Source organism: Heliomicrobium undosum, from assembly GCF_009877425.1.
GTDB lineage: Bacteria > Bacillota > Desulfitobacteriia > Heliobacteriales > Heliobacteriaceae > Heliomicrobium > Heliomicrobium undosum.
Map to the genome: position 1 here is coordinate 187,394 of NZ_WXEY01000004.1, position 16,365 is coordinate 203,758.

General features: G+C 60.2%; 17 protein-coding genes. 13 read left to right on the top strand and 4 right to left on the bottom strand.

Features of this window, described 5'->3' with window-relative positions; all coding sequences use genetic code 11:
* Nucleotides 1-71 precede the first annotated feature (71 nt).
* From ispE to spoVG, 8 genes are all read left to right on the top strand, one after another.
* Entirely contained in the window at nucleotides 72-1,019 is a 948-nt protein-coding gene (gene ispE, locus GTO91_RS06100) for a 4-(cytidine 5'-diphospho)-2-C-methyl-D-erythritol kinase (RefSeq protein ID WP_170294122.1), read from the top strand.
* On the top strand, nucleotides 995-1,687 hold the full coding sequence (locus tag GTO91_RS06105) for a GntR family transcriptional regulator (RefSeq protein WP_161256397.1): 693 nt from the start codon (nucleotides 995-997) through the stop codon (nucleotides 1,685-1,687). Before ispE ends, GTO91_RS06105 begins: the two co-directional genes overlap by 25 nt.
* A gap of 57 nt (nucleotides 1,688-1,744) precedes the next feature.
* Nucleotides 1,745-2,506 carry a nucleotidyltransferase family protein gene (locus GTO91_RS06110; RefSeq protein WP_161256400.1) on the top strand — a complete coding sequence of 254 codons (762 nt, stop codon included), beginning with the start codon at nucleotides 1,745-1,747 and terminating at the stop codon, nucleotides 2,504-2,506.
* Nucleotides 2,507-2,624: 118 nt separating this feature from the next.
* Nucleotides 2,625-3,221, top strand: coding sequence for a hypothetical protein (locus tag GTO91_RS06115; RefSeq protein ID WP_161256403.1), 597 nt, complete (start codon nucleotides 2,625-2,627; stop codon nucleotides 3,219-3,221).
* Between the two features lie 208 nt (nucleotides 3,222-3,429).
* The gene (locus GTO91_RS06120) at nucleotides 3,430-4,002 is read left to right on the top strand and encodes a hypothetical protein (RefSeq protein WP_161256406.1); all 573 of its coding nucleotides are present in this window, start codon (nucleotides 3,430-3,432) and stop codon (nucleotides 4,000-4,002) included.
* Between the two features lie 136 nt (nucleotides 4,003-4,138).
* Nucleotides 4,139-4,405 (top strand): ferritin family protein, encoded by a 267-nt coding sequence (locus GTO91_RS06125; protein ID WP_161256409.1) that lies wholly within the window; start codon nucleotides 4,139-4,141, stop codon nucleotides 4,403-4,405.
* A gap of 156 nt (nucleotides 4,406-4,561) precedes the next feature.
* On the top strand, nucleotides 4,562-5,803 hold the full coding sequence (ilvA, locus tag GTO91_RS06130; RefSeq protein WP_161256412.1) for a threonine ammonia-lyase: 1,242 nt from the start codon (nucleotides 4,562-4,564) through the stop codon (nucleotides 5,801-5,803).
* A 164-nt stretch (nucleotides 5,804-5,967) separates the two neighbouring features.
* Complete coding sequence (gene spoVG, locus GTO91_RS06135; protein WP_161256415.1) at nucleotides 5,968-6,237, top strand: septation regulator SpoVG; 270 nt, start codon at nucleotides 5,968-5,970, stop codon at nucleotides 6,235-6,237.
* 136 nt (nucleotides 6,238-6,373) lie between these two features.
* Here the strand turns inward: spoVG and GTO91_RS06140 are convergent, their stop codons facing one another.
* A complete protein-coding gene (locus tag GTO91_RS06140; protein WP_161256418.1) occupies nucleotides 6,374-7,741 on the bottom strand; it encodes a putative amidoligase domain-containing protein in 1,368 nt (455 codons plus the stop codon).
* A gap of 112 nt (nucleotides 7,742-7,853) precedes the next feature.
* Between GTO91_RS06140 and glmU the strand changes: the two genes are divergently transcribed.
* The 3 genes from glmU to GTO91_RS06155 all read left to right on the top strand — a co-directional run bounded on the left by glmU (nucleotide 7,854) and on the right by GTO91_RS06155 (nucleotide 11,697).
* Nucleotides 7,854-9,230, top strand: coding sequence for a bifunctional UDP-N-acetylglucosamine diphosphorylase/glucosamine-1-phosphate N-acetyltransferase GlmU (gene glmU / locus GTO91_RS06145; protein WP_161256421.1), 1,377 nt, complete (start codon nucleotides 7,854-7,856; stop codon nucleotides 9,228-9,230).
* Between the two features lie 45 nt (nucleotides 9,231-9,275).
* Entirely contained in the window at nucleotides 9,276-10,223 is a 948-nt protein-coding gene (locus GTO91_RS06150) for a ribose-phosphate diphosphokinase (RefSeq protein WP_161256424.1), read from the top strand.
* Between the two features lie 151 nt (nucleotides 10,224-10,374).
* Nucleotides 10,375-11,697, top strand: a complete 1,323-nt coding sequence (locus tag GTO91_RS06155) for a TolB-like translocation protein (RefSeq protein WP_161256428.1) — start codon at nucleotides 10,375-10,377, stop codon at nucleotides 11,695-11,697.
* Nucleotides 11,698-11,813: 116 nt separating this feature from the next.
* On the opposite strand, the gene GTO91_RS06160 is transcribed toward GTO91_RS06155, so the two are convergent.
* Nucleotides 11,814-12,947 (bottom strand): PRC-barrel domain-containing protein, encoded by a 1,134-nt coding sequence (locus tag GTO91_RS06160; protein ID WP_161256431.1) that lies wholly within the window; start codon nucleotides 12,945-12,947, stop codon nucleotides 11,814-11,816.
* 145 nt (nucleotides 12,948-13,092) lie between these two features.
* On the opposite strand from GTO91_RS06160, the gene GTO91_RS06165 reads away from it, so the two are divergent.
* Both GTO91_RS06165 and pth read left to right on the top strand, forming a co-directional pair.
* On the top strand, nucleotides 13,093-13,782 hold the full coding sequence (locus tag GTO91_RS06165) for a 50S ribosomal protein L25 (RefSeq protein ID WP_161256434.1): 690 nt from the start codon (nucleotides 13,093-13,095) through the stop codon (nucleotides 13,780-13,782).
* A gap of 171 nt (nucleotides 13,783-13,953) precedes the next feature.
* Nucleotides 13,954-14,559, top strand: coding sequence for an aminoacyl-tRNA hydrolase (gene pth, locus GTO91_RS06170; protein ID WP_161256439.1), 606 nt, complete (start codon nucleotides 13,954-13,956; stop codon nucleotides 14,557-14,559).
* A gap of 57 nt (nucleotides 14,560-14,616) precedes the next feature.
* Here the strand turns inward: pth and GTO91_RS06175 are convergent, their stop codons facing one another.
* Nucleotides 14,617-15,576: a DNA polymerase beta superfamily protein gene (locus GTO91_RS06175; RefSeq protein ID WP_161256442.1), complete on the bottom strand. Its 960-nt coding sequence runs from the start codon at nucleotides 15,574-15,576 to the stop codon at nucleotides 14,617-14,619.
* A 5-nt stretch (nucleotides 15,577-15,581) separates the two neighbouring features.
* Complete coding sequence (locus tag GTO91_RS06180; protein ID WP_161256446.1) at nucleotides 15,582-16,190, bottom strand: HD-GYP domain-containing protein; 609 nt, start codon at nucleotides 16,188-16,190, stop codon at nucleotides 15,582-15,584.
* Nucleotides 16,191-16,365 lie beyond the last annotated feature (175 nt).

Below are 16,365 nucleotides of genomic sequence, written 5' to 3' on the forward strand. Positions count from 1 at the left end.
TAAAGGAAAATCGTGGTCCTTTGCGGAATTAAGAGGGGAATCAGACCTGGGGAAAGGAGAGGTTCCCGATCTTGCCTTTGCTGGCGCCAGCCAAAATCAACCTGGCCCTCGATGTGCTCGGCCGCCGCGCCGATGGGTACCATCAAGTGGTCATGGTCATGCAGACCATATCCCTCGTCGACAGGGTCACTGTCGACGTCAATGAGGGCCATTCGGCGATCCGTTTGGCCGGCGGGACCGAGGAGGCGCCGCCCGATGCGGATAACCTGGTCTACCGGGCTGCCCAGCTCGTCCGTGAGACCGCCGGCCTTTCCTACGGCGTCGACATCGAACTGGAAAAAGTGATTCCCGTGGCGGCCGGCCTGGCCGGCGGCAGTTCTGACGCGGCAGCGACGGTCAAGGCCATGAACCGCCTGTTCCGCCTCGGGTGGAGTGATATAGAGATGGAAGCCCTCTTGGCCCGCCTGGGATCGGACATCCCCTTTTTGGTGCGCGGAGGGACCGCCCTGGCGACGGGGCGGGGTGAGATCGTACATAGATTGCCCCCTGCGCCGGCCTTCTGGGTTGTCCTGGTCAAGCCGCCCTTCGGCGCCTCGACGCCCAAGGTCTACAAAGCGTTAGGCGCGCCGGCCCTGCCCGATCGGCTGCCCTGGCCGGAGGCGATGACACCGGAGACGACGCCGCCCGGCACGGCCTCTTACCGCATGATCGAGGCTTTGAAGACCGGCGACTACGGCAACCTGCTGGCGGCGCTCGGCAATGACCTGGAAAAGGTGACCTTGGAGTGGCACCCGGTCCTCAAAGAGATCAAAGCGCAATTGACGCGCCTCGGTTGTGATCGAGCGCTCATGTCAGGGAGCGGACCGACCATCCTCGGTTTTTCCGCATCGGAAGCGACGGCCCGTTCGGTGGCCGCAGCGATGGAAGAACAGTGGGGACCGCAACAATACCGGGTATTGACCGCCCGGACGCTGGAGCGAGAGGAGGCCGACGAATGGAACGTCGACTGTTGCCGATAAAACTGGACAACTACCGCCCCCTGCGCGATATCGTCTTTGAAAACCTGCGCGAGGCCATCATCACGGGGGTGTTACGGCCGGGGGAACGGCTGATGGAGATCCAATTGGCCGAGGAGATGGGCGTCAGCCGGACACCGGTTCGCGAAGCCATCCGCAAGTTGGAACTGGAAGGCTTTGTTGTCATGGTTCCGCGCAAGGGCGCTTATGTTTCCAATATTTCGGTCAAAGATATAACCGATGTCTTTGAATTGCGGGCGGCCCTGGAATCGCTGGCGGCCGGCCTGGCGGCCCAGCGGATCACCGAAGACGAGACGGAGCAGATGGAACGGCTCCTCGTCAAGACCATGTCCTGCTTTGAAGAGGACAACCTCAATGATCTGGTGGAAACAGACATCGATTTTCACGACATGGTCTACCGGGCCAGCCGGAATCAGCGGCTCGTTCAGATCATCAACAACCTGCGCGAGCAGTTGCGCCGGTTCCGCACCACCTCCCTCAGCCACCCCGGCCGTATGCGCGAGGCCTGGGAGGAACACCGCAAGCTCGTCGAGGCCATCGCCGACCGCAACGTTACCCTGGCCCAGTCGCTGGCCTGGGAGCACATCGAGAACGCCGAGAACAGCATGCTGGAAGCGATGGGCGTGGTGAAGCAGAAACTGCAATCGTAGTCCATACTGCCATCGTCATCTACACTTCAATCGTAACCGCCGGGAGGTGGGAGCGGCATGGATGCCTTGGTCCTAGCGGCGGGTCCGAACAACGGGCGGCTCCGTTCCTGCCATGAGGCGTCCATGGAGGCCCTCATCCCCATCGGGCGGCGTCCCATGGTCGATTACGTCGTACAGGCCTTGCGCCATTGCCGGGAGATCGACCGCATCGTTGTCGTCGGACCGCTGACTTTGAGCGACTATTATCTTGAGGATCACCGGGTGACCGTCGTCGCCGGCGGGAAAGACCCCATCGAGAGCTTGCAATGCGGTTTGGCGGCCCTCGCTGTTCCGGCGGATCAGCTCCTGGTCGTCACCGGCGATCTGCCGCTGCTCACGCCACAAGTCCTTGAGGCCTTTCTTCATGCCTGCCGGTCTCGGGAAGGCGATGTCTTCTACCCTGTCGTCCGGCGTGAGGATTGTGAACGGCGATATCCCGATGTCCGGCGCACCTACGTGCGCCTCCAAGAGGGATGGGTGACCGGCGGAAACCTGTTTCTCGTTCGTCCGGCCGTCATTCCTAGGGCCTTGACGCGTGCCCGGCGCTTTGTCCGCCTGCGCAAAAGCCCGCTGGCCCTAAGCCGCCTCTTAGGCTGGCCCTTTCTCATCCGTTTTCTCCTCCGGCAGTTGACCATCACCCAGGTGGAGGCCAGGGTGTCCGAACTGTTCCATTTGCGCGCCGTCGGCGTTCTATCGAACAGCCCGGAACTCGGCATCGACGTGGACAAACCGTCCGACCTGGAGTTGGTCCGGCGATGTCTGGCCGGGTTATCGAGCTAAAGGCGCCCCTGTTTACCACCGGCAACGTTAGCATACCGGAGATTTCGCGGATTCAGGGACCCTTCGCCCCTGCCGGTTCATATACTGGGGTAGAACCGGACAGGGTGGTGAATTGAATATGGAAGCAAAAGGGAGAACCGGGGTGATTCCGGCGCGCCTGCAAGTCCTGTCAGGACGGTATGACGCGCCGGAAGAGCCGCTGGTTTTTTCTGTTTTCGGAGAAAAGAGAGATCCGGCAGTTATCCGTCTTCCATTGGCGGGAGATGCCGGCGAAGCGTCTGACGGAGAATCCGGTGAACCCCATATCCCGACCGTCACAGCCGAGTATCGCGGGTCTGCCTGGACCTTCGAGCGGGAACAGGTCCGGGTCGATCTAAACATCGCCCTTTCCATCGTCTTGCGGACGAAGCGGGGCCGATACTCTCTCATTCCCTTCCACCACCGTTGCTGCTGGGAGCGCCCCTGGCGCGACCTGCTCGCAGACCGGGAGGCGGTGGCTGACCCGGCGCTGTGGGACGGGCAGGCCCGCGTCGGGGCGATCCGTTGCCATGTGCACGGCTGGCAGCGGCGGGAAGGGAACCTGGAGATTCGCCTGTCCGCTGTGGGTCCCTTGAACCTCAAGCTGTACGAATGGCGAGAGGTCGGCCTCGGGGCCTCGATGGTCATGGCGGGAGTTGAGAAAGCGCATCGAAAACCTGATAAAGCGAAGAAGTGACAAACCTGTCCCATATCCCGCCTTTCCATGCCTGCATCCTCACCAAAAGGGCGGCTGCTTCATACAATGGGGTAGAAAAAAACACCATGCCCGGCAAAAAAAGAGCGGTGGCGGTTCACCCATTTCTTGGTTCCAACATACTATGTGGCGAGCCGGCTTGGGCCGGGAAATGACCCCTGGAGGCAAACAAGAAAAAGGAGGATGCTTAATGGACTCCAAAAACGGCACCATCGAACTGTTTGCGCAAGTCGTGGTGGCGAAAAATGTTCAGCGCGATGAGCCGATCTTTTTCGCGACCGATCCCGCCAATCCCAGCCGGATTATCCCCTTCCGCATCTGCCTCGAAAACATTGACTGCGACCCCATCGTAGCCATCGAAAACATCATCTTCGACTTCAACCGCAAAGAAGATGTCACCGTCAACCTGACCGGCAACGTGACGATCACCCTCAAGTTCGACCTGGTCTTCCTGGTGAAAGACGCCTCCGGCAACCGGGCGGTCCGCGTCGTTCCCGGCACCTTCACGAAGATCATCCAACTCCATGAGTTCTGCCCGTCCCTGACGCCGGCGGAACTGGCCGAAGAGGTGGAAGACGCCGAGGTGCTCGTTCGCAATGTCCGCTTCGATGTCATCCTGCACCGCAATGACGAGTGTATCATCAACGGCCGCAAAGGCACCCCCGCCGATGTGCTCGTCTTTGCCGACCTGATCGTCAAACTGACCCGCTTTACCGATGTCATCGTTGTTGGGGAACTCGATCTCCTGGAAAAAGAATGCTAAAGGGCGGCAGTGCCGATTTTTGTCCGGCCCCGACCGGCGCTGAGGGCAGGGAATATCCCCTGCTTTTTCGTTTACAGGGGCACAGATTCGAAACGGGAGGTGGCCTCATTCCCCTGACAAGGAGGCGGAAGTCACGGTGCGCACGAAGGAAAACATCCTGAAAGCCCTCGTCTACGAGCAGGCGGCATACTACAACTACCGCAAGTTTGCCGACGAAGCGAAAAAAGACGGCCTCGATGATGCGGCCGAATTGTTTTACGACCTGGCCGGGCAGGAGATGGACCACAAGAATCGACTGTTGGGCCAGTTGAAAAACCTGGTTCCCAAGGACCTGACACGGGGAAAGCGAAAGTTTGCCGTCTTGTCCAATCCAACCGCTCATTCCGGTTCGCCGGAAGATTGATGCGAGGCCTCTATCGCCGGGGAAGCGGCGGTGGGGGCCTTGCACTTTTTAGGGCGATGCATAGCCTGTGGTCAATGCTGGAAAATATAGCGTATGATAGAACCGGTAGGATAGGATGACGACAGAGAGACCACCGGGAAAAGGGGGATGTCGACCATGTCGCCGGAAGCGAGGCAAGCGAACGCGCTGTCCCTGGAAGACATCCGCCTTGCCGCCGGGCGTTTGAAAGGCAAGCTGCACCACACCCCCTTCGAGCGGTCAGCCACCTTCAGCCGCCTCAGCGGACGTGATGTCTGGCTGAAATGCGAGAACATGCAGCGGACGGGCTCCTTCAAAATCCGGGGCGCCATGAACAAGATCCTCAGCCTGACCGAAGAGGAACGCGCGCGAGGGGTGATCGCCGCGTCTGCCGGCAACCATGCCCAGGGAGTGGCCCTCGGCGCATCCCTGATCGGTGTGCCGGCGACCATCGTCATGCCCAAAGGGGCGCCCCTGGCCAAGGTGGAAGCCACCCGCGATTACGGCGCCCAGGTCATCCTCCATGGCGATTTCTATGACGAAGCCTACAATCACGCACAGGAACTGATGCATCGAACCGGCGCCGTCTTCATCCACGCTTTTGACGACCCCCAGGTCATCGCCGGCCAGGGGACGCTCGGGCTGGAGATCCTGGAACAGATGCGTCCGATCGGCGCCTTTGACGGCATCGTGCTCCCTATCGGCGGCGGCGGCCTGGCCGGCGGCCTGGCGCTGGCCGTCAAAAGCCACAATCCTCAGATGCGCATCGTCGGCGTCCAGGCCGAGTCGGCGCCGGCCATGGCCCTCTCCAAGGAACTGCATGTCCACACGGTCGTCGCCTGCAAGGCCACCATCGCCGATGGCATCGCCGTCTCTTGCCCCGGCAACCTCACCTTCGGCCTCATTGAACGTCTCGTCGATGAGATCATCACCGTCAATGACGAATCGATCGCCAAGACGGTGACCCTGCTGCTGGAACGCTCGAAGCTGGTCGTCGAGGGATCGGGCGTCATCGGGCTGGCGGCCCTCCTGGAGGAGCGCGTCGGCCGGCGGGGGGAGCGATGGGCGGCGCTGCTCTCCGGCGGCAACATCGACATCTCGGCCATCGCCCGCATCATCGAGCACGGCCTCGTCGAGAGCGGCCGGCGCTGGGAGTTCCGCACCACTTTGCCCGACCGTCCCGGCGCGCTGCAAAGCCTCCTGGCCGAGGTGGCCAGGGGCGGCGCCAACATCATCACCGTCATCCATGACCGCCTGCGGCCCGGCTTGTCCCTCAGTCAGGCCGAGGTGATCGTCGCTTTAGAGACGAGGGACCAGGAACATATCGGGCAATTGAGGGCGCAACTGGCCGAGCGGGGATTCGGCGTCACCGATGTCTAGAGGCGATGACATCCGGAGGAACAGTGAAAACGGTTTGAAAGGGTATTGAACAAAAGAGATACAAAATCTTAAAAAAAGTTTTCCATGACCAGAAGGTATTAACTGTCAGAGGTCGAATAATACATGAGAATAGCCATGGGTGTGCTAAGGAAGGTGGTGAGAGCATGACTATCACCGATGTCCGCGTCAGAAAAGTGAATTTGGAAGGTAAAATGAAAGCGATTGTCTCCGTCACCTTCGACAACGCCTTTGTCGTCCATGACGTAAAAGTGGTTGAAGGACAAAAGGGGCTTTTTGTCGCCATGCCGAGCCGGCGGACGCCGGAAGGGGAATACCGCGACATTGCCCACCCGATCTCGGCGAAAGCGCGCGAACAGATTTCCGTTGCCGTGCTGAACGCCTATCAGGACGCCGTTGCCAGTGCGATTGCATAATTTCTTTGCTTGAATATATACGCATGGCCACATAAGCAAAAGAGATGCCAAGTGCATCTCTTTTTTGCATGCCCTGATAGATTGTCATGATCCCGTAACAGCCTGTATGGACGATATCCAGCCAGCGGATCAAACCCTACGTTTCGATCCGCCAGACCTGGCGCAGGTCCGCTTCATCGTCCCACTCCCGGCCTTCATCGATCATCCGCCATAAGGGCGAGATGTCGCCGGCCACCGCCCCATAACCGGGGAGAGACTCCAGATCCTGGCGCAGCCCGGCGACGCGGCGGCGGAAGTACTCCTTGTCGCCGGCGTAGAAGGCCTCAATGGCCTCGCGGTCGGAAAAGAGGTTGCGGGGCAGGAGAACGACCTGTTCGACGATCAACTTGGCCAGGCTTAAGGTGGCCAGGGTGATCGCCGGCGAGACGAGCCAACTGGAAGGGGAGCGGTACTCAAAGCGGCCCGGTCCTTTGAGTCGCACATCACCGATATATCCGTAATACTTGCGCCGCCGGATTGCTGCATCGCCTCGTTCGACGAGAAAGAGCGGGATCAACAGGTAATTGTCGAGGGCGCGCAGGATGGGGAAGGTGAGCGGAAGACCGCCGAAGTGAATGTGCCCGCCGATGGGAAACTGAGATAAGGGCATGGCGCCGGCCAGCATGCGCACCGGCTTTTTGCGCACCTTTGCAGCCGCCCCGGCCAGCAGGGCGCCGATGGCCTGGGTCAGGTCGCGCGCCGCTGTCTTCGGGTCGGGCCGGATCTCGGCGATGGCTTTGCGCCGGTCACAGCCGATAGGTCCGTCTGTTTGAAAAAAACGGTTGGCTGGGACGAGTTTGCCGGAACGGCTGTGCTTGAACATGAACTCCGGATCTGCGCCAAGCATGACGTCCGCAACGGACGCCTCGCCTGTTGCGGACGCCGGATCCGCCGCGATTTCCCACCGTTCCGATCCGCCACGCTTCCTCTCGATCAGTGGTATGATCGCCCGGGCGTAGGCCGCAGCCAGTTCTGGCGTGAGCAGCGGCGCCGTCGTCACCTTGGTCACGCGGGGGGTGCCGCGGACGGGCACAGCCAGGCTGACGGCGCCGAAATCGGCTCCTGCCAGGTACAGCGCCCGCAGGGCCATGCCCATACATTTTTGTCGTTCTAACCGGGAAAAGGTGTTGCTGCTCGAAAGGGCGATTACCTGACCGTCGACGACATGGATCGTCAAGGTCCGCCCGGCTCCCTTGCGCGCCCCGTAAGGGAGACGGTGAAGCCGGTAGAGCGCCGCCGGGTCGCGCAGGGCTATGACGGCGGCGCGAGGGTTGACAGTGAACCGGCTCCCCTCCACTCCCTTGGCCGCGCCAAAACGGATCAGCCCCTCCGGCGGCGGGATTGGACAGTCGAGGCCATGCCTGCAGCCCAGCGCGTCGGCTAGGCGCCGCGCCGACAGCCGGTTGGGGTGAAGGACGAGCAGGTCCACGTGGTTCACCTCGTCGACAAGATTTTTAAGTGACATGAAAGGAAACGGCCCCTTGATGTGGAATAGTAGACGGGGACTTTCGGCTTTTGCATATTCTTGTGAGAGCATGGAATGGTAGAGACGCAAGCCATAACAGGAGGCGCAATCAATGCATAAGCGGACGGCTGTCGTCCTGGCTGCAGGGAAAGGGACCCGCATGAAATCCCGCCAGCCGAAAGTGCTTCATGAGGTTGCCGGCCAGCCGATGATTTGTCATGTCCTTGATGCCCTCACCGACTGTGACGTTGAGCAGCCGGTTGTCGTCATCGGTCATGGCGGAGAAGCGGTGCGGCAGCGCCTAGGGAACCGGGCGCGCTATGCCTGGCAGCAGGAACAGTTGGGCACCGGTCACGCGGTCATGATGGCCCGGCCCGAGGTACCCGAAGAAGTGGAGACGGTGATGGTCCTTTGCGGTGACACGCCGCTGCTCACCGGCGCCACCCTGTCGGCCCTCTGGGAGACCCACGAACAGTCGGGGGCCATGGGCACCGTGTTGACAGCGGTGATCAACGACCCGAAGGGGTACGGACGGATTCTTCGGGATGATGCCGGCCATGTGACGGCCATCGTCGAGGAAAAAGACGCCGACGAGAAGCAAAAAGCGATCCGGGAGATCAACGCAGGCACCTATTGCTTTGACCGGGCGGCCCTCTTCGCCGCCCTTGATGCGATCACCCCGGCCAACGCCCAGGGTGAATACTACCTGACTGATGTGCTGGCCATCTTCCGCCAGCGGGGCGGGGTTGTGGTCGCCCACACCTTGCAGGACGAAAGGGAGATCCTCGGGATCAACTCGCGGGTGCAGCTCGCTGAAGCCGAGTCGGTCCTCCAGGACCGGATGCGCCGCAAGTGGATGGACGCCGGCGTGACCCTGATCGATCCCCCATCGGTGTTTTTCCACTCCAAGGCGGCCGTCGGCGCCGATACCATCATTTATCCCCAGACGATCATTGAAGGGGAGACGGTCATCGGCGAAGGCTGCCGGCTAGGTCCGGCGACGCGGATATGTGACAGCCGGATCGGAGACAATGTAGTGATCCAAAACTCGGTCGTGCTCGACAGCCGGATCGGCGATGACTGCGCCGTCGGCCCCTTCGCCTACCTGCGCCCGGGGACATGCCTGGCCGAGGAGGTCAAGGTGGGCGACTTCGTGGAGATCAAGAAGTCGGTCATCGGCAAGGGCTCCAAGGTGCCCCATCTCAGCTACGTGGGCGATGCCACCGTCGGCGAAGGCGTCAACATCGGCGCCGGCACGATCACCTGCAACTACGACGGAAAACATAAACATGTCACCACCATCGAAGACGGAGCTTTTATCGGTTCTAACACCAACCTGGTGGCGCCGGTCACCGTCGGCGCCCATGCGCTGATCGGGGCGGGATCGACCATCACCAAAGACGTCCCCGCCGGCGCGCTGGCGGTGGAACGTTCCCACATGAAGATCAAAGAGAACTTTCTCGGCCGGAAGCACAAGGGCTCGCAGTGACGCGCACAGCACGGAAAACGGCTAAACCCATCAGGAGGTGCCACCATGTCCTTTTTCAATAAAAAATTAAAAATCTTCACGGGTAACGCCAACCCGGCGCTGGCTGAAGAGATTGCCGAATACCTGGGGGTCCAGGTGGGCGCGGCGAAGGTCAAGAGCTTCAGCGACGGCGAGATTCAGATGGAGATCGATGAGAGTGTCCGCGGCGCCGATGTCTTCGTCGTCCAGCCGACCTGCTATCCTGTCAATGAAAACATCATGGAACTGCTGATCATGGTGGACGCCTTGCGCCGCGCCTCAGCGCGGCGGATCACCGCTGTTCTACCTTATTATGGGTACGCCCGGCAGGACCGGAAGGTGCGTGCCCGGGCGCCGATTTCGGCGAAACTGGTGGCCAATATTCTGACGGCCGCCGGCGCCCGCCGCGTCGTCACAATGGACCTCCATGCCGGCCAGATCCAGGGCTTCTTCGATATCCCCGTCGACCACCTGCCCGGTGTGCCCATCCTGGCCGAGTACTTCCTCAACAAGGGGCTCCATGACATCGTTGTCGTCTCGCCGGACTTGGGTGGGGTGACCCGGGCGCGGGACCTGGCCGAACGGATCGGCGCCTCCCTGGCCATCATCGACAAGCGCCGCCCCGAGCCGAACGTCTCTGAGGTCATGAACGTCATCGGCGACATTGAAGGCAAGACCGTCGTCATCACCGACGACATCATCGACACGGCCGGCACCATCGTCAACGGCGCCAAGGCCCTCTTGGAGCGGGGCGCCCGCGAGGTCTACACCTGCGCCACCCACGGCGTCCTGTCGGGACCGGCCATCGAGCGCATCCAGAACTCGCCCATCAAAGAGATGATCCTGACCAACACGATCCCCCTGCCGCCGGAAAAGCGGATCGACAAGATCCAGGTCCTCTCCGTCGCGCCGCTGCTCGGCGAGGCGATCATCCGCATCCACGAGGATCTGTCGGTCAGCAAGCTTTTCGACTAAGGCAGGAAGGAAAAATATAATCATTCGCATTAAAGACGAGAATAATGAAGGACACTGCTTCGCTTGGTAAGCAGTGTCTTTTTTTTCTTGGAATACGCGGGCAATAAGGTATAATTTATACATCCAAATATTATATCAGCGGAGGTTTTGTATGAGAAGAAGAGCCGCCTTTTCTGTTCTATGGCTGATGATGGGAATTTCGCTGTTGTTGGCCGGATGCGGACTCTCGACGGCCAAAGGGACGCAGGTGGATCATTCCGGCGCGGGTGCTGACGGGAATCGACAAGGGCAGCCGGCGATTGTAGAGATTGATTTTGTCAGAGAGTCGACCGATTATTTCGTCCTCGCCGAATGGATGAGCGAGGAGAGACTGGCCGTCGGTATCCAGGAAGCAGACAGCGAGATCATCAAGGTCTTTGCCTATGACCTGAGCAGCAATAAACGATGGCTCCTGTTCGAAGGAAAGACGTCGAGGGACGACCTTCGCGTAAAGAGGCTCAATGAAAAACGGGCGGCTCTATTCACCGCAGAAAAAATACTCCTGCTCAATACAGAGGACCCCTCGATTCATCAGGAGATCCCCCTTCCCAAGGGGGTCACTCAACCAGACATCTCTTACAGGGAAGACAAGGTCTGTTATATCGGAAAAGAGGGCCTGTACGTTTCCGATGCGAAGTTTCAGCAGCCGCGATTGCTGTTGGAACGCAAGGAATGGGTCGAAGACGAACGGGGCCAATGGCGGCGTGTGCCAAACCGGGGGCCGGGGATGCGGTTGGAAGCGCCCGTATTTCCCAGGTGGTCCTACGACGATCAAAAAATCCTCTACAGGAGGGCTGAATACGAAGGCTATGGCGGTGTCGGAGTCATCAAGCCTGATGGATCTGGGGCGCAGTACTTTGAGGTAAACGACCTCTCCTACGCTTATTGGTTGAAGGACAGCGTGGGAATCCTTTGTGGAAGGCATGTTGTCGGCGAGCCGGCTGCTTATTTGGTCGATACGGCGAAGCATCAAATCAAAACGATTGATGACAAGGGCGATAAGAGGGAGCCCCGGTTGGGCAAAAATGACGAGCAGATCATCTATTCAGGGGTTTTACAGCCGGGCGAGCCTGGAAACTACCTGCCCCAACTGGTCCTCATGGACCTGAAAACAGGCGCAACGAAGCCGTTCAGCCCTGTCTTTCATTCGATTGATTCCTTTGCCCTGTCCCCCTCCGGCGATAAGGTCATCGTTGTTGAGAACACCAGCCTTCCCCAGGGCGGTGTCAAGCAGAAGTTGTGGTGTGTCGCAGCGGAAGGCCCGCAGGCGCTAGAAGGGATAAAGCCTATGGAAGCAGGGAAAAAGGTGACACAACGGGATGTTGACCAAGGAAAGCGGTTGAATGAGCGGCACTTTCAAGCATCGCATGACGGTAACGCAACTGCCGCGAATGCTTCCAAGAAGGGACCGAAAACGCCTGGGACTATCTTCTGACCAAAGAGACAGCCAAAAGCCCCTGGCTGATTCATGACTGGGGCTACTAGAGTCAGCAAAAACATAAAGAATAAAGCGAGCGAAACCGCTTCCCGGTTCGCTCGCTTTTTCCATGTTTAACTGTCCTTTCTGGGGGGAGGATTCGAAGGAGCGGACGTTGCCAACCCAGCTTCCGGCGCCAGTGACGGGGGAGCAGTGAAGTCGGAGGCTGTGGCCGCTTCCCGGGCTGCCGGCGAATCGTATGGCTGCTCATGGGCCGGAGCAGCGAGCGCCGGTGGAGCCTCCGAGGGGTTGATGCCGGTAGCCGTGGTCTGATCAGCCTCCTGGGAAAGAGAATTTGTCTCCACGGAAGTTGAAGTCAGGTCCAGGTCGATCGGTGCAGAGGCTTGCTCCGCCTGCGCCGGAGCGACCAGCGCGGCTGGAGCAGCGGCGGGGGAAATCGGAGATGTCGGGGCGCTTGCGGCGGCTGCAACGGGAGCGGCGGCAGTAGCGGGAGCAGCGGTCGTAAGGGTTGGGTCAGCGGCCGGGACGGAGGAAGCCGAGGAAACGGATTGCGCCGGACCGGCATAGTCAGGCGCCTTCCAGGGGCTCAGTTCAGGCTCATCGTCGCCTGGTCCCTTTTTTCGGTCATCAAGGCCGATGGCCCGCCCGATGGCGCTGCCCCACTCCTTGCTTAGGCTGACCGTGGAGGTCCAGAACCGATCCGTCTGTTCGCTCACTTTTTTGACAGTGCCCTCAAAGGCGCTTTCCACAGGCGTCAACTGATCGAGGGCATCCTCATAGACGAGGACCATGGCTGGGCTGATGGTGCGGATGGCCGTGGCCGGCAGGAGCGCCCGGCTGTTGAACCAGCCCTCACCGAAGTGGCCCCGGATCTCGATGGTCAGCAGTTTGCCGGTGCGGCGATCAAAGTAGTACTCCTCAACCACCCCGATCTTCTGGCCGAGGGTGGTGAGGACCTTGCTGCCGATGATCACCGTTTTCGATTTGATCAGTTCGAACAAGTGGGGCAGGTTTGTGGCCCGCTGGACCTGGCTGGAGCGGTCGATGACGATGGCATCGTCGCCGATGGAATGCACCTTCGTATAGGGGATGATCTTCTGTTCGCGAAAGAGGCCCTTCTGGTCCACCTGCAATGCGACCACTTCCAAGGCCTCGGGGTCGACGACCAATCCGCGAACAGTTCCCAGTCTTTGACCCTCGTCAAGGCTGACGATGGGCCGGGTCAATAAGCTCTTGCTGGCAAGCATGCGGTGGGGGCCCCCTTTTCATAGAATTCTCTGCTTCAATCTATGCTTGTCTCGGCGGGGACATGACTGGCGCGGATTTTATGCCTGTCTCCTGGTCATACTTTAGATGGAAGCATTTTGAAATCAGGAACCGGGAGGGCCAAACATGCCATCGGGAGAACTGCGCGCGATCCGGCGGGAGAAGGGGTCGCGGGGGTACATCAACGAACTGCGCAAGCGCGGGTTGCTGCCGGCCGTCGTATACGGCAAGGATAAACCCGACATGCTCATTTCCGTCAACGCCAAGGAACTGTCCGGCCTGTTGAAAGCGATGGGGAGCGCCAGCGCCATCCTCGACCTGCAGGTGGAGGGGACCGATGACCGGCACAAGGTGATGCTCAAGGAGATGCAGCGGGATCCGGTGGGCCGGACGCCCAACCATGTTGACTTCCAACTGGTGGACATGAATAAACCCGTCCACGCCGAGATCCCTGTTCATCTCGTGGGAACCCCGGCCGGTGTCAAGGCCGGCGGCATCATTCAGCACGGCCTGCGCACCGTTGAGGTGGAAGGGTTGCCGGGGAAGTTGCCGCCCCGCTTTGACATCGATATCTCCCATCTGGACTTGCATGACAAGATGACCGTCGCCGATATCACCTCGCCTGAGGGGATCGAGATCATCTCTGAACCGGACCAGGTCATCCTCTCCATCATCGTTCCCCGGGCTGTGCTGGAACCGGCTGAGTCGGCGCCTGTGCTGGAGGAGAACGGTGACAAGGGGGCCAACGGGAAGGCCAACGGCAATGGCCATGGGAAGACGAACGGCAATGGCAATGGGGAAAAAGCCGAGGCATAGTCCTTTCCCGGTCAAAAGCGATTGCCAAAGAAAAGAAGCCACCTGACAGCAGCAGGTGGCTTCTCTATGCGAAGCAGTATGAATCAAGGCAAGAAAGGCCGCAAATCGCATGCGAAAAAGGGATACTCCCCCGCCACCGCGAAGAATAGGAGGGAAAGGGGAGATCGACAGGTGAAGGCGATTGTCGGCTTGGGCAACCCCGGCCTGCAATATGCGCGGACGCGCCACAACATCGGCTTTATGGTCGTGGATCGGTTGGCCGAAGCGTGGGGCGCCGAGGGATTCCGGGACAAGTTTCAAGGTCTCTGCAGCGAGGCGCGTGTAAACGGGGAGAAGGTGCTTCTGCTCAAACCGCAGACCTATATGAATTTGAGCGGCCAATCGGTTGCGGCTTTGGCCGTCTTCTATAAACTGCAGCCTGAGGACATCCTGGTGATCTATGACGACATGGATTTGAACCTCGGCAAGCTGCGCGCCCGGGCCAAGGGCAGCAGCGGCGGACATAACGGGATGAAGTCGATCATCGGTCTGCTAGGAACGGAGGCCTTTCCCCGGCTGAAGATGGGCATCGGTCGTCCGGCCGGTCGCCGTCCCGCCGCCGCCCACGTGCTGGAAAGCTTCACTGAGGAGGAGCGCGAGACGGTTCAGGCAATGCTCGACCAGGGACGTGAGGCGGCCGCCCTCTGGGTGGACAAGGGTATCATCGAGGTGATGAACCGGTTTAACGCCGGTGAAAAAACGGAGAAAGGCGCAGGAAAGCCCTTTGCCGGCCCGTGATCAGGCGATGTCAGCGCCATGGGGATAAAGCAACGTCTAACGGAAGTCTGCGCCATATCAATCGGCGCGCAGTTCTTCTGCCAAGGCCAGGCGGACCTCGCGGCGGACAGCCATCTCCAACCAGGCGGCGAGTTCGGCGTCAAAGGGGGCGCCGTGGTAGCAGGAAGCCAGCCCCTCGGCTTCCTTGATTTTTTCTGTCAGCATCGCGTCGATCCGGCTGTTGTCGACGCTGCCTTTCTTGATGGCTAGCATCTGTTGGCGTGACGCGCCGTCGTACCATAGGGCGGCGCCGAAATCCCAGCCGGAGCCGGCGTAGCGCGCGAGCAGATCGAGGAGCCGGAAGGCGTGCAACGCCTCTTTTGTGTCATAGCCGTAGCGTCGCACCAGCGGAAGCGTCGTTTCCGTGCCCTTCCGCAGGGTGCGCATTTTTTCTTTCGCCGTTCCCAAGCAGTTCCGGTAGAGCCCCGCCCGGTTCATCGCCGCCAGGCCGTCACGGCGGTCCAGGAGCGCCTGGCCGAATGCCTTGTGGCGGTCATGGACGCGCCATTGGCGGCTGAACAGGATCTCCAGGAAATAGGGGTTGCCTTTTCTCAGCAAATCGGCGAACCGGCGCAGGTCGTGGGCGGTGTAGTCGCAGGCGGGTGACGTTTCCGCCGCCGCGAAGGCCCGCTTGAGGTAGAGGTCATCAAAATTGGGTAGGACGAGGTGTTTCCAATCCTCGTCAGAGCCGGCGTCATCGAGGTTGTAGTTGTGGGCGCCGACGCGGGTCGAGAGGATGATATCCCTTCCGGCGAGGCGGCTCCTTTGCTGCTCAACCCCCATGCCATCATGGACACGATCGGTGTCATCGGAACGGGATCTGTCGTCTATACTGATCATGTAGAAAAAATTTCCTTTTCCCTTTCCGGCATCATTGTCTCCTGGACCTGGTTCTTCTTCCTCATGGTCGCCGGTCGCCGCATCGCCAAAGGGCGTCGCCTTACAGCGCGCCATCAACCGCCTGTCGGCGCTGTTCATGGCCTTCAGCGCGCTGTTGCTGGCCCGGAACCTGTAAGCCCTGCGGCGTAGGCCATAAATGCGCTGAAAACGGCGGGGTCGAACCACTGTTGGCGGGTCTTGAGATAGTCGATCGCTTCGGTCAGGGTGCGTCCCTTCTGGGTGACCCGGTCCTCCTGGGCCATGGCGAAGGTGTCGCAGATCCCGATGATCCGGGCGCCATAAAGAATGGTTTCTCCTTTGAGGTTGCCGGGGTAGCCGGAGCCGTCGAAGTGTTCATGGTGCTGGCCGATCATCTTGGCCACCTCAGGGGGGAAAAGACCTGTCTCGCGGACGATCGACTCGCCGTGGGCGCTGTGCACCTGGATGAGGATCTGCTCGATGGGGTCGATGCCATGCGGTTTTTGCAGGATGTCGGAGGCGACGCGCAGCTTGCCGATGTCGTGCAGCAAGGCGGCCAGGATGATCGGTTGCGCCGCTTCGCCGGTGACGCCGAGATGGACCAGGAAACCGCGGACGACCTTGGCCACGTCCTGGGTGTGCAAAAGGCCGGGATGGTCGTGGGCGTCCAGCTTTTCCAGCAGCTTGTGGGTCTCTTCCAGCAGACCCTTATATGTTGCCGCGTCGAGGGGCATAAGGGACACCTCCTCGGTGTTTTTCTGCATTTCATTGTAACCGATTTCCATTTTTCTTGAAACAGGCTTTTCTTGACCCCGTCGCAGGGGCAACAATATAATGAGAACGAATTCGGCCGTTTCCCCCTGGGCCGGGGAGACGGGGGGAGCCTTTTTTCCTGCCCAAAAATCGGCC

Bases quoted from the DNA above. Each gene is read 5' to 3' on its own strand.
- GTO91_RS06105 (WP_161256397.1), top strand. From the start codon at position 995: ATGGAACGTCGACTGTTGCCGATAAAACTGGACAACTACCGCCCCCTG.
- GTO91_RS06110 (WP_161256400.1), top strand. From the start codon at position 1,745: ATGGATGCCTTGGTCCTAGCGGCGGGTCCGAACAACGGGCGGCTCCGT.
- GTO91_RS06115 (WP_161256403.1), top strand. From the start codon at position 2,625: ATGGAAGCAAAAGGGAGAACCGGGGTGATTCCGGCGCGCCTGCAAGTC.
- GTO91_RS06120 (WP_161256406.1), top strand. From the start codon at position 3,430: ATGGACTCCAAAAACGGCACCATCGAACTGTTTGCGCAAGTCGTGGTG.
- ilvA (WP_161256412.1), top strand. From the start codon at position 4,562: ATGTCGCCGGAAGCGAGGCAAGCGAACGCGCTGTCCCTGGAAGACATC.
- spoVG (WP_161256415.1), top strand. From the start codon at position 5,968: ATGACTATCACCGATGTCCGCGTCAGAAAAGTGAATTTGGAAGGTAAA.
- GTO91_RS06140 (WP_161256418.1), bottom strand. From the start codon at position 7,741: ATGTCACTTAAAAATCTTGTCGACGAGGTGAACCACGTGGACCTGCTC.
- glmU (WP_161256421.1), top strand. From the start codon at position 7,854: ATGCATAAGCGGACGGCTGTCGTCCTGGCTGCAGGGAAAGGGACCCGC.
- GTO91_RS06150 (WP_161256424.1), top strand. From the start codon at position 9,276: ATGTCCTTTTTCAATAAAAAATTAAAAATCTTCACGGGTAACGCCAAC.
- GTO91_RS06155 (WP_161256428.1), top strand. From the start codon at position 10,375: ATGAGAAGAAGAGCCGCCTTTTCTGTTCTATGGCTGATGATGGGAATT.
- GTO91_RS06160 (WP_161256431.1), bottom strand. From the start codon at position 12,947: ATGCTTGCCAGCAAGAGCTTATTGACCCGGCCCATCGTCAGCCTTGAC.
- GTO91_RS06165 (WP_161256434.1), top strand. From the start codon at position 13,093: ATGCCATCGGGAGAACTGCGCGCGATCCGGCGGGAGAAGGGGTCGCGG.
- GTO91_RS06175 (WP_161256442.1), bottom strand. From the start codon at position 15,576: ATGAACAGCGCCGACAGGCGGTTGATGGCGCGCTGTAAGGCGACGCCC.
- GTO91_RS06180 (WP_161256446.1), bottom strand. From the start codon at position 16,190: ATGCCCCTCGACGCGGCAACATATAAGGGTCTGCTGGAAGAGACCCAC.